We start from the raw sequence: 14,533 nt of genomic DNA, 5'->3' as shown, positions 1-14,533 counted from the left end.
CCCACACCCAAGGAGCCTTCTCATGCCTGCTTCCACGTTTCGTTTCCAGGGCTGGTCGCTGTTCAGCCTGCTTGCCGCCCTGGTGCTGTTGATGACCGCACTGACCCTGGCGCTCCACCCGGACCTGACCGAGGGCGTGCGCAGCGCCATCCGCGCCACAGCCCGCTCATCCTTCGCCTTGTTTCTGCTGGCCTTTACCGCCTCGGCGTTTGCCGTACTGGTGCCGTCGCACCTGAGCCGGTCCCTGGTCCGCGAGCGACGTTTCATCGGATTGGCCTTCGCGTTTTCCCATCTGGTGCACGCCGTGCTGATCTACAGCTATGGGCAGCTCAACCCCGAGTTCTGGCCGGGTCGCACCACCGTTGGCAATATCCCCGGCTCCGTCGGATACGTATTCATCCTGCTGCTGGCCCTGACCTCCTTCAAAAGCACCGCGCGCCTGATTGGCGGCAAAACCTGGAAACGCCTGCACGTCAGCGGCATGTGGGTGCTGGTGGCGATCTTTGCCTACTCCAACTTCAAGCGCATTCCCATGAGTGCCTGGTACGTGCTGCCCTTCGGCCTGACCTGCGCCGCCATCGCGATTCGTCTGGTGGGCAAGCTCGCCCAGGCCAACGCGCGCCGAAGGAGTTCATCCCCGTCGGGCCGCGCAGCCGCCCCTCTGGTTGCCACTGACCACTCGAATTGAGCCCCTGGGAGATCGATCATGTCTGCAGATGTTTTGAAAGGCCTGCGCACAACACTCGATCAGACCGGAACGTGGCTCGGGCCATTGGGCCTGCGCCTGTTCCTGGCCTGGGAGTTTTTCGAATCCGGTTGGGAGAAATGGCAGGGCGACAACTGGTTTGCCCAAATCCAGGCCGCGTTCCCCTTCCCCTTCAACCACTTGCCGGCCAGTTGGAACTGGGAACTGTCGATGTGGGCCGAACTGCTCTGCGCCCTCGCCCTGCTGATGGGCCTGGGCACTCGCCTTTCGGCGCTGGTGTTGATGGTCGTCACGGTCGTCGCCACCGCCGCCGTGCACTGGCCGGCGGATTGGTCAACCTTGAGTGAACTGGCCCAGGGGTACGCCATCACCAACAAAGGTCACGGCAACTTCAAACTGCCGTTGATCTATCTGGTGGCGTTGTTGCCGCTGCTGTTGCAGGGGGCCGGGAAGTTGAGTGTCGATGCGCTGCTCACTCGGGGATACCGCCGATAACATCGCCTGATACATATCCCTGTGGGAGCGAGCCTGCTCGCGATGGCGGTGGACCAGTCACATCGAAGTTGGCTGGAATACCGCTATCGCGAGCAGGCTCGCTCCCACAAGGAGGTTCTGCGCTTAACCGCCGGATTGCGCCTGCACCCCGACCACCCCTTCCCTGTGCATCTGGCGCAACAACATCACCGCGTTGTCCATGAATTCATTTGAATCCACCCCCGCCTCCCGCGCCAGCGCAAACAACTGGTCGCGCCCAGCCAACCCGGGAAACTGCTCGATACGCTGCAACAGCCGCCAGGCCAACGGACTGAGCTCGGAAAAGCGCACCGCAAACCCAGGCGTTCGCCGCACCAGCAGCAGCGTCGGTTGCGGCGGTGGTGTCGTGGGTTGGTAGCCCGGCGCCAAGCGATGCACCGGCCAGAGGTACGCCAGCGGCCAGGCCAAAGGTGAGACACGCAAAGGCCAATCGAGCAATGCTGCCTCGTCACTGGCCGGCAGCGACTCGGCTTGCGCTTGCAGCAGCGCCATTTCGACCCACTCGTAGTGAGCCAGCTCGGCCATGAACGCCGGTTCCTCAGGCGACTGCCGGGCCGCGAGATAGCCCACGAACTCCCCGGCAATGTCTGCGAACCGGGGGGCGAGGCAACGATGCTCACGCAAGAAACGGCGTACGCAGGCCCGCCACGCCTCCTGCCCCAGCACGCTCACCAGTACCGGGAATGTGCCGCTGAGCAACGCACGCATGTTTTCGAAAATCAGGTCCCGATACACCTGCGCCCGAGCCACGTCCATGCCCGGCGGAATCGGACAGTGATCAGGATCGCGCAGGTAGCGGGTCAACGCCTGTTGCTGTTGCTGCAGTGTCTGCGTGATTTCAGCCATGGGCCACCGCCTGCCCCGGCTCGGCCTGATGCTGCAATCGGCGAATAGTCTGCAGTTCGGCGGCCAGCGCGGCGTAGGGCGGGAAATTGAAGTCCCGCTCGAGCAAGGTCGGCTGGACGCCGAAACGCGCGTAGGCCTGAGCCAGCAAAGCCCAGACCAGCGGTTTGACCGGCGCGCCATGACTGTCGATTTTCAAGGTATCGGACTCGTCGTAGTGCCCGGCCACGTGCATGCCCACCACCCGCTCAGGCGCAAGGCCAGCCAGGAATGCCTGGGGATCGAAGCCATGATTGACCGAGTTGACGTAGACATTGTTGACGTCCAGCAGCAGGTCGCAATCGGCTTCGTGCAATACCGCGCGGGTGAATTCCAGCTCCGTCATGTCTTGCTGCGGGGCGGCGTAATAGGAAACGTTCTCCACGGCCAGGCGGCGCCCCAGTACGTCCTGGGCCTGCCGAATCCGTGCCGCTACGTGATGCACCGCCTCCTCGGTAAAGGGCAACGGCAGCAAGTCATACAAGTGCCCTTCATCGCCGCAGTAACTCAGATGCTCGCTGTACATCGGTACATTGAAGCGCTCCAGGAAGTCGCGCACCTGCGCCAGAAACGTCAGGTCCAGCGGCGCCGGTCCGCCCAAAGACAGCGACAGGCCATGACACGACAACGGATAGCGTTCGGCCAGCCCATGCAAAGCGGCGCCGTGAGCGCCGCCAATGCCGATCCAGTTCTCCGGGGCCACTTCGAGAAAGTCGAAATCCCCGGCGGGCGCCTTGCGCAGTTCATCGAGCAAGGCGCGGCGCAGACCCAGGCCTACTGAGGGTTTGGTAATTGAGGGGGTGACCTGTACGGCGGGGCCTTTCAGGCCTGAATGTTGAGGCATGGCACATCTCCTTGGGGTAAGAGATGGGAAGCCATGAAGGGCGATTGCCAATCAGTCTGTAAAAACCAAACCCTGTGGCCAGGGAGCGGCTCCCTGGCCACAGTTGTTCGCTCGACAGGGCATCACTGGCGCCTGCCCCGTCAGGCTTCCCACCGGTGAAAGTCAGGACTCGATAGCCGCCCCGCACTTGCCCTCGCCGCATTTGCCTTCGGCGCTCTTGGCCTGGCCCGCCAGGTATTTCTCGGCCTCAGGCAACGAGATGCCGCCATCATGGTTGGCGTCGATCTTGTCGTATTCAGCCGCGCGCTCCGGCGCCGCCGCAATGAACTCCTCGCGTGAAACCTTGCCGTCGTGGTTGGTATCGGTCTTGGCGAATTTATCTTCGCCGCACTTGCCCTCAGCGGGTTTCTTCACCGTATCGGCCGCCGCCAGGGTGTAGCCCTGGGCCAGATCGTTCATGGTCAGGGCCGAGGCTGCGGTGGAAAGGCCAAGGCCGCCGACCAGGGCCAGACCGAGTGCAAGAGACGAACTGCTGGAGAAGTTGAGCATGGGGGTGTTCCTCGAAAGTTCAGATACGCCAGTCACCGGCACCGGGGATCGGTGTCGGCTGGCAGGCGTAGTTAACCGTCGATGTGTATCCGGGCTGTGTCGCCAGCCGAGGTGAAAACAAGCAAATGTATCCAGGCCGCCCTGCTACACACTGGGATACACGCCCATGCGCGCGTGGCCGGTCGATCCGAACGAGCGCGGCATCGTTGTGCAGATCGCCAAACAGCTGCCGGGGAATCGCCAGGACAAGGAATGAGCCAGGCCTCTGCGACGACCGTTTTGCCTGAAGGCCAATAGCAAGCGCCTCTGCGCCGTGTCAACTGTCGGAACGGTTAAGTTAATTGAGCCGACAGCCGATACAGGGACGTGCGGGATATTTCGCGTTTAGCTGATGGCTTGTTTATGACTGAAGATGCTGGCAACGACTCCACCGTTTCGCCCCCAGGCCTGCCCAGCCAGAGCTTCACCCGTCGCACCTTCCCGGCCATCATGCTTTTGCTGTTCGTCATGTCAGCACTGGCTATCGCACTGTTGCTCAGCATTACCGGGGCCCAGGATAGGCGCGCCCGTGAGCAGAGCCTGTTTTTCGCCCAGCGCGCCATCGACGGTATCCGCGCCGGCATCGGGCGGGACCTGAGTGACTATTCCAAGTGGAGCGACGCCTACCGGCATCTGCATGTCGAAATGGACAAAGACTGGGCCTATGACCAGGAAAACGTCGGCAGCAGCGTTTTCGGGCTCTACGGCTACCAGGCGGTATTTGTCATTTCCCCGACCGGCAAAACCGTCTATTCGGTGATCAATGGCGATATGAGTGAGGTCGACGCCGACACGTGGCTGGCAGGTGACCTGCAAGGGCTGGCGAAGAAAGCCAGCGACCCGCAGAACCGCGATGAAGTCATCGTCGAGCTGCTGCATCACGACGGCGCACCTGCGTTCGTCGCCGCCTCGGCCCTCACTGTCGGCACCGACGACAGCGTGCCCGAAATCCCGGGGCCGCCCAGTTTGCTGCTGTTCGTGAAAGTCCTTGATGCCGCCTCTTTGCAAAACCTGGCGCGAGACTTTGCCCTGCCGGATGCCCACATCACCCATGCGCCGGAGCAGATGGACACGGCCCGGATATCCCTTGACGGCCAGACCGGCGAGGCTTTGGCGTGGCGTCCGGAGACCCCCGGCAACGACCTGCGCAAGGCCCTGCTGCCCTTGCTGGTCCTGGCGCTGCTGGTGTTGGCCATCCTCGCGCTGGCAGTGCTGCGCCATGCCCTGGTCATGCTTCGCGCCCAGGAACGTCAATACGCCAGCCTGTTGGCCCACCGCAAGGCACTGGAACGTAGCGAAGAACGTTTTCGGGATATTGCCGAAGTGTCCTCCGACTGGTTATGGGAAGTGGATTCGACCGGGACGCTGACCTACCTGTCGGAACGTTTTGAACAAGTGACCGGCTTCAACCCCACACAATGGCTGGGCAAGCCCCTGCATCGGTTGCTCCATCCCCACGGTGGCTCGATTTCGATTGCCCAATGGCTGCTCGGCGGGGCCAACAGCGATTCGTCGGCCCCGTTGTTATGCGAGTACACCGCGCGCAATCAGCGTATCCGCACGTGCAAACTTTCGGTCCGCGCCATCGAAGCCGGCACCTTGGGCTTTCGGGGCACCGCCACCGACATTACCGAGGAGCTGCGGGCGCTGGCCCAGATCAAGCACCTCTCGCTGCACGACCCGCTGACCGGGCTGGCCAATCGAAACCGGTTGTTCGATTGCCTCAGCGAACACCTGGACCCGGCCGACGGGGCACCGCTGGCGGTGCTGAACCTGGACATGGACCGGTTCAAGCCGGTCAACGATTCCCTGGGGCATGCCGTAGGCGACAAAGTGCTGCGGGAAGTGGCCCATATCCTTCAGCAGAACGTGCGCAGTTCCGACCTGGTGGCCCGTCTGGGCGGTGATGAGTTTGTCATCGTCATGCCCGATCCCGGCAGTCCCCGGGACCTGGAACAACTCTGTGAGCGCCTGATCGATTGCATGCAGCGCCCCATGCACCTGGACGGCAACACCTTGTACCTGGGCGTGAGCATCGGTGTGGCCTGGTCGCAACCCGGTGACGAGCGCGCCACTGAATTGTTGCGTCACGCGGACATCGCTTTGTATGCGGCCAAGGCGGCGGGCCGCAACACCTGGCGGGTCTATGAGGAGGCCATGGGCAACATGGCTCGCGATCGTCGGCGCTATGAGCAGCAACTGCGCGACGCCATGCAACGCGAACAACTGGAGCTGCGTTACTTGCCTCGCTTCGATGTGTGCGCCGAACAACTGCACGGCTTCGAGGCCCAGACTTTCTGGCACCATCCCGAGAAAGGTGAACTGGGTGGAGCGGACTTCATCCCGATCGCCGAAGCGTCTGGCCAACTGGAAGAGCTGGGAACCTGGATGTTGATCAACGTCTGCGAAGAAGCAGTGACCTGGCCCACCGCTGTCAACGTTTCCGTCGCGGTTTCGCCCAAGTGGTTCAGCAGCAGCTTCTTGCTCAATCAGGTGCGAACGGCCCTTGAGACAAGTGGCCTGGTCCCCCAGCGCCTGACCCTGGAAGTGGCCGAAGGGGTTCTGCTGATCGACCACAAAGCGGTCGCCAGTACCCTTCATGCGCTCAAGGACCTGGGCGTGCGCATCAATATCGACAAGTTCGGCACCAGCATCGCCTCCCTTCGCGAAGTACTGAACCAACCGTTCGATGGCATACGCTTTGATCGCAACATCCTGTCGCAGCTGGGCCTGGAACATGATCGCGAAGGCGTGCTGGCGATGATCCGACTCAGCCGCAGCGTGGGTCTCATGGTCACCGCCGAAGGCATCGAAAACGCCCGGCAATTCAGCCAATTGCGCAGCGTGGCCTGCGACCACGTACAAGGCCCCTACTTCGGCTCGGCCCTGGCCCGCTCGGAAATGGCCTCGTTCTTTACAACACCCCGGTGGTTATAGGGCATCGTTCTGGATGACTTGAAACCACTCTTTGCGCTCATCCAGCGTGTGCCGAATCAATTCGACAAGCATCTGCACTTGCGGCATGTCCAGGGCGTGACTGCCCACGGCCATCCATAACTGACGCTGCATCGGGTGTTCGAATACCCTCGGCAACGCGATCAGGCCACGGTCCAAGCGACTCATGTACTGAGGCAACAGACCGATGCAGGCGCTGCAACGAATCATTTCCAGCATCAACGCGTAGGATTGCACCTGCACCACGCCCGCGCGGCGTTGCTCCATCAGAGCGTTCCACGGCGCGAAGCTGTCCACCTGACCGTCTGGCTGCCATTGCACAAGCATGTAGTCGCTCAGGTCGTCCAGGCACTCGGGGCGGGTAGCCGGGCGTGAGTAGCGTTTGGCGATGTGTGGCACATAGTCCAGCCGTGCCAGTCGTTCGGGTGATTGCGTGGGAAAACTCGGCCCCGATCCCAACGCGTGCGAATCACTCAACCACAGCACCAGGTCGGCACTGATGGCTTGCAGCGCCAGCTCACTGTCCAGGGTGATAATCTGCAACCGCACACTGGCGTTGCGCCGCAGCAAAGAGATCAGGTCACGGCCCAGGATGTCGTGCAGAATCGACTCGGCCACGGCCAGGCGGACCCGTGGTTGATCATTGTGCGGCACTGAGCTTTCGTGGACCTGTGCAATCAATCGCGCCTGCAGCTGCCGGCCCTCGCGACTGAGGGTCAAGGCGCTGCCCTGGAAACTGAACAACGAGCGTTGCAGCGTCGCCTCCAGCTGCGCCAACTGCTTGCGCAGCCAGGTCGCTTTGACGTTCAGGCTGCGAGCCGCCTGCATGAAACAGCCGCAACGGGCACTGACCAGAAAACACTGCGCCACCTGAGGCGAAATGCCGGATGCCTGGACCAGCCAGGGCTCAGCGATGCGCGACGGTGAGCGATACTCGGTGACAGCCTGGCGTCCTGCGGGCTCGATGAATGACATAGGTGACTCCCTGTCGGTTGTACGGGATAAGCGTTGATGCACATTCCAGCCAAGCATAATTCCCGTGGCGAGGGAGCTTGCTCCCGCTGGGCTGCGCAGCAGCCACAATGAGCTTGCCGCGGTCCTCCAGCGGGAATCTGGATATAGCTTTTTGGGGCCGCTTCGCAGCCCAGCGGGAGCAAGCTCCCTCGCCACAAAAGCTCGGTGCGGGCTTGGTTAACGCGCCTCCTCCAGCACCTTGCTCAACTGCGCGCCATCAATGCTCAGGGTCGCGGTGTCAAGCATGCCGTCCAGGTAAGCCTTGGCAATCTGTTCCTGGCGCTGGGCACGCAAGGCCTGGGTCAGGCGCTCGCGTACTTCCTCCAGGGTTGCTTCCCGGGGCGGCTGTTGTTCAGTGAGTTTGATCACATGGAAGCCCGCCGCGCTCTGCACCGGGTCCGATACGGCGCCGAGCTTCAAACGCGCCACAGCCTCACGCACTGGCGGCACCAATTGCTGCAACGGTTGCAGGCCACTGTCGCCACCGCGCTCGGCACTGGTGCGATCCTGGGAAAACCGGGTCGCCAGGGCGGCGAACTCTGCGGGCGACGCCTGGGCTTTCTGGCTCAACTCGACGGCTCTGCGGCGCGTCGCCTCCATTGTTTGCGGCTCGGTCGCGGCCAGGAATATCTGGCTGACCCGGTACAGCGCCGGCACTGCCCAGTTGGCTTTCCCTGCCTCGTAAGCCTGCTGCAATTCCTCCTCACTGGGATACTCGGCCGGCACCTGACTAACCGACTGCAAGTAATCACGAAACACGATCTGCTCGGCCGCCGCCCGGGTCTGGCGTTCCACCTCCGGGCGCTGACGCCAGCCCTGGGCATCGGCCTGTTCCAGCACGGCTTTTTCCGCCAGCCGCGTACGGATCCAACCCTCCAGGACCGCTCGGTTACCGAGCATCTGCTGACGAACTTCCGGCGCCAGCGCTGACAGCAACACTTTGAGCTCTTGCGGGCTGACTTGCTGGTTGCCCAAGCGGGCCAGACTCGGCGAATCGGCCGAGGCAACGCTGACGGTCTGCACCGCCGCTACCGGATCGCTGCCCGGCCTCAGGCCAAGCACAACAGCCACGGCGACCAGGCCCAACGCGGCGGCGCTGATAACAAAGGTCGGTTTTTTCACGATGCGGTGGCCTCCTCCAACGGCGGCTCGGCGGGTTCAACCTGGGGCTGCATCCGTGCCGCGTTCTGGCTGTACTCGCGCAGATAAACGATGAATTCCTGCAACAGGCGATCCCACAACTCCAGGTTGCTGCGCAAGTGATCTGCGCTGACACCTGCGGCGACCACGACATCCATTTCCATCACCAGGAACTCGCCCTGCACCGACAACCTTGCAAAACGCCGCGAAGCGTTCCATAGCTCGGCCAGACCGGCCGGCAACTCACCCTGTACCCGCAAGGCGCAACTGAAGGTGAAGTCCAGATACTGATCAGGCGCGGCCGACAGGTTGCCGAAGCGCACCGCATAACCGATGCCCTGGCTGGCGCTAAGCAGTTGCACGATGCCGTTCTGTTCCGTTTCGTTGACCCGGTAGCCGGCGGCTTGCAACAGCTCGGTCAGGGACGTTGGGCTGACGTGTTCAATCAATGAAGTCATGGTCGACTCTTCCTTGCGCTATCAATGGGTGATCGAGGCCTGGGGCGCATCGAAACGGTTCTTGTAGAGGTCATCGCCAAAGCCCTGGGCCAGCTCTTCGAAACGCACCCGGGTCTTGGCGGCGAAGGGCTGGCGGATTTTCATGACGTCGGTGACGTCAATGGTTTCGTAGGCGTGGAGCAGCGTCTTGGCGACTTCGTACATCTGCTGATTCTTGACCGAACATTGCTGCACTTGTGTGTCACGCTCACTCAGTTGAGCTTCCAGCCGAGCACGTTCGGCTTCCTTGCCACGGGCCAGGACCAGCAATTCGTCATAGGCTTTCTTGAACTTGCCGATCTGGTCGTTGCTGGCCGCCACCTGGGCCTGGGCCTGGCTGCGCAGGCTCTGCTCGTGCCCGGCCAATTGCTCGTTCAGGGCCTGGGCCTTGCTCAACTGCGCGGTCAATTGCTTGATCTGCTCCTGGGCTTGCCGGGCCTGGTCTTGCGCCGCCTGCCGGGCGGCGCTGGCCTGGGCCTGTTCACTCTGCAAGGTTTGCAACTGCGCGGTGGTGCTGCGCAATTGCGCCCGCAGGCGTTCTTCCATTCCTTCGCCGTGGGCCGTGCCGCTTAACAGCAGGCCCAGCACCAGCAACGCTACCGGACAATGGTTCATGGCTCGCCTTTTCATGAGGCCTCCCTGCGCTTAGAAGCGCGTGTTGATTTCAAGCTGCAAGACATCGATGTCATACGGCGCGCCGTACACCGCTTCGGAACTCAGCCAGCGACCGGTGGCGAAGACGTTGCTCGCCAGACCGTAGTTGCCGCCCAGGAAGTAACCTTTGGCATTGGTGCCACCCAGGTGAAACGACGAATCGTTGAAACCGTCCGGCAAGGCATCCGGCTGGATGTACTTGTAGCCGGCGAACAGGTTCCAGTCGCCCTGGCGCTTGAGTTCCAGTGAGTTGCCCAAGGTGAACTGGAGCATCCAGGCGTTGGCGCCGCTTTCCACCTCACCGTTTTCGTCCAGGTTGTTGGCGAACTGCCCTTCGGAGCGCTTGCGCATCTCGCCTTCGTCGTAGCCCAGGTTATGCACGTAGTTGGCCTGGCTGCGCAGTTTCAGGTCTTGCGGCAGATCGGTGTCCCACTGCAGATTCAGGTCCAGCAGGTTGAACTCCGAGGCCAGGCCGACATACTGCGGCTGTGGCGTGGTGGACGGGTTGAGAGGATTGGGTGTGATGTCCCGCAGCAGGAACACCGTGTTGCCCTTCTGCATGAACGCCACGCGCGAGCCATCGCTGTCGCAACCCGGGTCACCGGCCCACGGCTCGCATGGCGAGGAGCGCTGGCCTTCGATATCGTCGAAGCGGTAATAGGCCAGCGCGCCCTTGACGCGGTTGCTGTCGTTGATCGCCCAATTGGCCCCCAGCTGCGCCCCGTACAACCACTTGTTGTCGCTCTCCTCTTTGTCGGAACCGTTGCTGGTGCTGGTGTCGTTGGTGTACTCCACTGGGAACGCACCGACGGTGCCGAACAGGCCCCAGTCCTGATTGAGCTTGCGGTTGAAAATCGCCGCCACGCCATCGAAGTTCAGGTCACCGGAATACAACAGGTCGGTGGCGTAAAACGGATTGGCGATTCGCCCGCCGGTCAGGGTCAAGTCGTCCGAGGGTTTCCAGGTCAGGTAACCCTGGTCGAGCCAGATGTCCTTCTTGCCGAAACCGCCGCCCAGGGTCTGGGTGGTGGACACCGGGTTGTTGTCCGAGCCGGTGCCGATGCGAATGCCGGCGGTCCATTGCGCAGCGATCACCGCCTTCATGCCCAGGCGTGCGCGCAGGCGGAACAGGTTTTCCCGGTCTTCGCGAGTGTTGAGCAACGGCGGCAGACTGGAGCTGCTGTTGGGGTTGACGTCGTACGGTCCTCGGTCATTGAGCCGGGCGAAGTCGACGATTTCGTTGCTGTTGGTACCCGAGTAGTAGCGTGACTCATCGCGCAGACGAATGTCGCCATCAAAACTGATCCGCGAGACCCAATCCGGAAAGGTGTTGGGTTGAGCCCAGTTTTCCTGCTTGGCGGTGGCCATGACTTCAGCCTTGACCTGATCGCGGATCTGCTCGCGCACGATGTTTGGCACGTATTGCACCCGCACATCCCCCGGTGCGCCGGCCGGTGTTGCGACGACCGCCGTGGCCGCCTGGCGGGCCTGCACGGCTTCCCGTTCGGCCTGGGCGATCAAGCCATCGGCCTGGTCCTGCTTCAACACGCCCTGCTGTACCAGCAGGCGGATCAGATTGATCGTGGCGTTTTCCGACGGCGCCGGGGCGGCGGCCGCGTGCCCGGCCAGGCTCAATACAACCAGGCCGATTGCCCAAGACAATCGATTCACATTGGAAATCATCTGCACACAACTCCTGTTGGCAAACTTTCAAATATTCGGTTAACCCGGACGCCGTCCCTGCAAGGACAGGCGCACGGGCAAAGTCAGGGAGGCCGGTGGCCGTTCACTCAGAGGGGGAGCGCTGCGCAAGGCGGTGATGACTTGTTCATCCACTTGCCCGTTGCCGCTGGACTTGACCAGCTCGACCCGGGTGATCTCGCCCACGGCGCTCAGCCAGACGTCGGCCTGCAGTGAGAAGGCCAGGCTGCGCAGTTCGGGGTTTTCCCGAAGCAGGCGCTGGAAGGTGAACGCCAGGAACTGGCTGTAGGTGCCGTTACCCAGCCGTCCACCTCCAGCCCCGGCCATGCCACCGCCCTTGCCCGCACCGATGTTGAACGCGTCGTTGCCGGCCTGGGCATCACCGTCCATTTGCATGGGGTTCTCCAGGTCATCCACCGGTGACGGCGGCGCTTCTTCTTCGGGCTTGATCTCTTCGGGCTCCGGGGTCGGTTCTGGCTCGAGCACTTTCTCCTCGACCTGGGGCTCCGGCTCCTTGGGTTTTTCCGGCGGCGGCGGGGGCGGCGGTGGCAGCGGAATAATGGTTGGCACCTTCGGCGCTTCACGGCGCACGCCACTCATGTCATTGGCCCATTGCCACAGCAGCCAGGCCGCCACGCCACCCAGCACCAAGGCGGCGGCCCACTTGAGCAGGCGCAGCGGCGCGTTCTTCACCGGGGGCGGGTTGATGGGAAGTTTGGCGGTCATGGTCAGCCCTGGCTCGGTTTGCCGGTCACGAGACCGACCTGTGACAATTCCAGGCGCCGCAACAGATCCAGCACTTCGATGACTTTCTGGTACTGCACCGTGGCGTCGCCGCGCACGATCACCGGAAAATCCGGGCTCTGGGCTTTTTCGATACGCAGACGCTCCTCCAGCTCGCCCAGGGTCACCGGATAGGCATCAAGGAACACCTGCCCGCCGTCATTCACCGAAATGGCCTTGGTCTTGGCTTCGGACAACGACACCGAGGCGCTGGCCTTGGGCAGGTTGATCTGAATACCCGACACCTGTGCCGTAGCGGTGAGGATGAACATCACCAACACCACCATGAGCACGTCCACCAACGGCGTGACGTTGATGCTGTCCACCGCGGCGTCATCGTCGTCATCGTGTGAAGCGTTTACGCTAGCCATGACTGCGCTCCTCAGGCCGGTACGGGCGATTGAACGTGATGGTCACGGCGATGCGCCGCTTCACCGGACTGTCCTTCGCCGTGCATCTCCGCCAGGCGCGTGATGAACTCGTCGACGAACACCCGCATGTCGGCACTGACTTCCTTGTTGCGGGTGATCAGCCGGTTGTAGCCAAACAGCGCAGGGATCGCGACGAACAAGCCCATGGCAGTGGCGAGCAAGGCCGCGGCCATGCCCGGGGCAATGGCGTTGATGTTCACGTCACCGGCCATGGCCGTGCCGAGGAACACCACCATGATCCCCAGCACCGTGCCGAGCAGGCCGATGTACGGCCCGCCGGCGATGGCGTTGGACAAGGTCGAGAGTTTCGAGCTCAGTTGCTGGTTTTCCCGGGTGCGCACACCGTCCATGGAGCAGCGGATCGCTTCGATGGTGGCGGCCGACACCGACGAGGTATCGGCGCCCTGCTCGCGACGGGTGCGGATCTCCTTGACCGCCACCAGGTACAACCGCCACAGGGACGAATGTTGCAGGCGCTGGGCGAGGTCCTGATCGTCGGCGAACATTTCCAGGCGCGTGCCGATCGTGGCGAACTGCTCACGGAAGGCTTCGTTGGCGGCACTGAGGCGGCTGACCATGCGGTTCTTGCGGATCATGATGACCCACGACTGGAACATCATCAGCACCAGCACCGCGATGATCACCCAGGCGTCCAGCGGCACAGCGTTGAGCAGGAAACCCAGGCTGCCGAAACCGAAACCGGACTGCTCTTCATCGACCCCGTAGGCCACCAGTTTTGATTCGGCGCCCTGGGCATTGGCATCAGCCAACAGCAGCGGCGCCGCACGGGCGACCTTGGACAGCCGCACCTCGTCCATGGCCCCGCTGAACGGCACGAAAGCCCCGGTGGGAAGATCAGTTGAAGGGTCGGAGGCAAGCCCCGTAGAAAGATCGGCCCCCAGGGCCATCGGCGAATTGAACGCCGGCATCGCCACCGCCAGGCTCGCGGTTTCACGACCGTTGACGTACAGCACGACCCGGTCGCCCGAGGCGGTCAACGCCAGGTGTTGCCATTGGCCGGGGTTCAACGGTTGAGTCGAGACGGCACGCTGACCGTCAATGTCCAGGAATGGCACACCCTGGTTCACCCCCACCAACAGGCTGGCGGCGGCCTCACGGCGGGCCAGGATCACCTGCTCACCGCTGGCCTGATCCTGGCGCAGCCAGGCGCTGAATGTGAACGCCGCGCCGGCGCTGTGCTGCAATGAAGGGCTGGCCGGCAACAGCAGCGGCTGACCGTTGAATTGCAAGGCACGACCGATCACGCCATCGATGCTGGTTCCAGCGGCACCCTGGGCATTGTTGCCATACGCCGTGGCATCCCGGGGCGGTACACCGGTGGTGCCATCGAAGTGGTAAAGAGCGGTGTAATCCGGGTCGAAGGTCAATTGGCCGCTGCCGGTGGCCGGCGCCTTCTGGTTGCCGTAGTACATCCACAGATCCTGACGCTGGCCACCCTCCACGTTCGGTACATCGACCCAGATCAAGGCCATCCCCATCAACGGGTCGAAGCTTTCGATCTGGTGATTGAGCACGGTCTTGTCATCGGCACTGACAAAGCGCAGGTCCGAGCCATCATCCTTGACACCGTCGAAGGTGAAATTGCCGGTGTGCAGGCGTACCAGCAATGCGGTGCGGCCCAGGGCCTGGCTGATCGCCGCGCCTTGGGGCGTGGTGTCCACGGAAATCTGTTTGCGGTAGTGCCAGTCGTCCTGCCACCAAGCATTGGCCGTGGCTGGAAGCACCAGCCCCAGGCAGATAAACAGGGATAACAATAAGCGTTGCATGGACATGACTCCTAGGT

Annotated in this window: 14 protein-coding genes; 3 read left to right on the top strand and 11 right to left on the bottom strand. The window is 62.6% G+C overall.

Annotation, left to right across the window (positions count from 1 at the left end; genetic code table 11):
• Positions 1-22 precede the first annotated feature (22 nt).
• Entirely contained in the window at positions 23-688 is a 666-nt protein-coding gene (locus MKS85_RS12115) for a ferric reductase-like transmembrane domain-containing protein (protein ID WP_310662912.1), read from the top strand.
• Between the two features lie 18 nt (positions 689-706).
• Positions 707-1,201 carry a DoxX family protein gene (locus tag MKS85_RS12110; protein WP_047228956.1) on the top strand — a complete coding sequence of 165 codons (495 nt, stop codon included), beginning with the start codon at positions 707-709 and terminating at the stop codon, positions 1,199-1,201.
• 123 nt (positions 1,202-1,324) lie between these two features.
• Here MKS85_RS12110 and MKS85_RS12105 read toward each other — a convergent pair whose 3' ends face one another.
• The 3 genes from MKS85_RS12105 to MKS85_RS12095 form a co-directional block, all read right to left on the bottom strand.
• A complete protein-coding gene (locus tag MKS85_RS12105; protein ID WP_310662911.1) occupies positions 1,325-2,086 on the bottom strand; it encodes a putative DNA-binding domain-containing protein in 762 nt (253 codons plus the stop codon).
• Positions 2,079-2,966 (bottom strand): DUF692 domain-containing protein, encoded by an 888-nt coding sequence (locus MKS85_RS12100; protein ID WP_310662910.1) that lies wholly within the window; start codon positions 2,964-2,966, stop codon positions 2,079-2,081. The genes MKS85_RS12105 and MKS85_RS12100 overlap by 8 nt, the downstream gene beginning before the upstream one ends.
• Positions 2,967-3,128: 162 nt before the next feature.
• Positions 3,129-3,515 (bottom strand): EF-hand domain-containing protein, encoded by a 387-nt coding sequence (locus MKS85_RS12095; RefSeq protein WP_047228954.1) that lies wholly within the window; start codon positions 3,513-3,515, stop codon positions 3,129-3,131.
• Positions 3,516-3,917: 402 nt separating this feature from the next.
• Here MKS85_RS12095 and MKS85_RS12090 point away from each other — a divergent pair, with 402 nt between their 5' ends.
• On the top strand, positions 3,918-6,491 hold the full coding sequence (locus MKS85_RS12090) for an EAL domain-containing protein (RefSeq protein ID WP_281459310.1): 2,574 nt from the start codon (positions 3,918-3,920) through the stop codon (positions 6,489-6,491).
• Here MKS85_RS12090 and MKS85_RS12085 read toward each other — a convergent pair.
• The 8 genes from MKS85_RS12085 to MKS85_RS12050 all read right to left on the bottom strand — a co-directional run bounded on the left by MKS85_RS12085 (position 6,486) and on the right by MKS85_RS12050 (position 14,516).
• Positions 6,486-7,484, bottom strand: a complete 999-nt coding sequence (locus MKS85_RS12085; protein ID WP_139050482.1) for a LysR family transcriptional regulator — start codon at positions 7,482-7,484, stop codon at positions 6,486-6,488. The genes MKS85_RS12090 and MKS85_RS12085 overlap by 6 nt on opposite strands.
• A 216-nt stretch (positions 7,485-7,700) precedes the next feature.
• Positions 7,701-8,645, bottom strand: coding sequence for a peptidylprolyl isomerase (locus MKS85_RS12080; protein WP_076385214.1), 945 nt, complete (start codon positions 8,643-8,645; stop codon positions 7,701-7,703).
• A complete protein-coding gene (locus tag MKS85_RS12075; RefSeq protein WP_076385216.1) occupies positions 8,642-9,121 on the bottom strand; it encodes a YbjN domain-containing protein in 480 nt (159 codons plus the stop codon). The genes MKS85_RS12080 and MKS85_RS12075 overlap by 4 nt, the downstream gene beginning before the upstream one ends.
• Positions 9,122-9,142: 21 nt before the next feature.
• Positions 9,143-9,790, bottom strand: a complete 648-nt coding sequence (locus MKS85_RS12070) for a hypothetical protein (RefSeq protein WP_047228949.1) — start codon at positions 9,788-9,790, stop codon at positions 9,143-9,145.
• Between the two features lie 15 nt (positions 9,791-9,805).
• Positions 9,806-11,497 (bottom strand): putative porin, encoded by a 1,692-nt coding sequence (locus tag MKS85_RS12065; RefSeq protein ID WP_310662909.1) that lies wholly within the window; start codon positions 11,495-11,497, stop codon positions 9,806-9,808.
• A 39-nt stretch (positions 11,498-11,536) separates the two neighbouring features.
• On the bottom strand, positions 11,537-12,241 hold the full coding sequence (locus tag MKS85_RS12060) for an energy transducer TonB (protein WP_310662908.1): 705 nt from the start codon (positions 12,239-12,241) through the stop codon (positions 11,537-11,539).
• Positions 12,242-12,243: 2 nt separating this feature from the next.
• Positions 12,244-12,669, bottom strand: a complete 426-nt coding sequence (locus tag MKS85_RS12055; protein ID WP_092455456.1) for a biopolymer transporter ExbD — start codon at positions 12,667-12,669, stop codon at positions 12,244-12,246.
• An 11-nt stretch (positions 12,670-12,680) separates the two neighbouring features.
• Entirely contained in the window at positions 12,681-14,516 is a 1,836-nt protein-coding gene (locus MKS85_RS12050) for a DUF2341 domain-containing protein (protein WP_047228945.1), read from the bottom strand.
• Positions 14,517-14,533: the final 17 nt, after the last annotated feature.

The organism is Pseudomonas sp. JL2, from assembly GCF_031570495.1.
In the GTDB taxonomy this organism is placed as follows: domain Bacteria; phylum Pseudomonadota; class Gammaproteobacteria; order Pseudomonadales; family Pseudomonadaceae; genus Aquipseudomonas; species Aquipseudomonas rhizophila.
The sequence above is the reverse complement of the archived record's forward strand: the minus strand, read 5'-3'. Positions and strand labels throughout refer to the sequence as shown.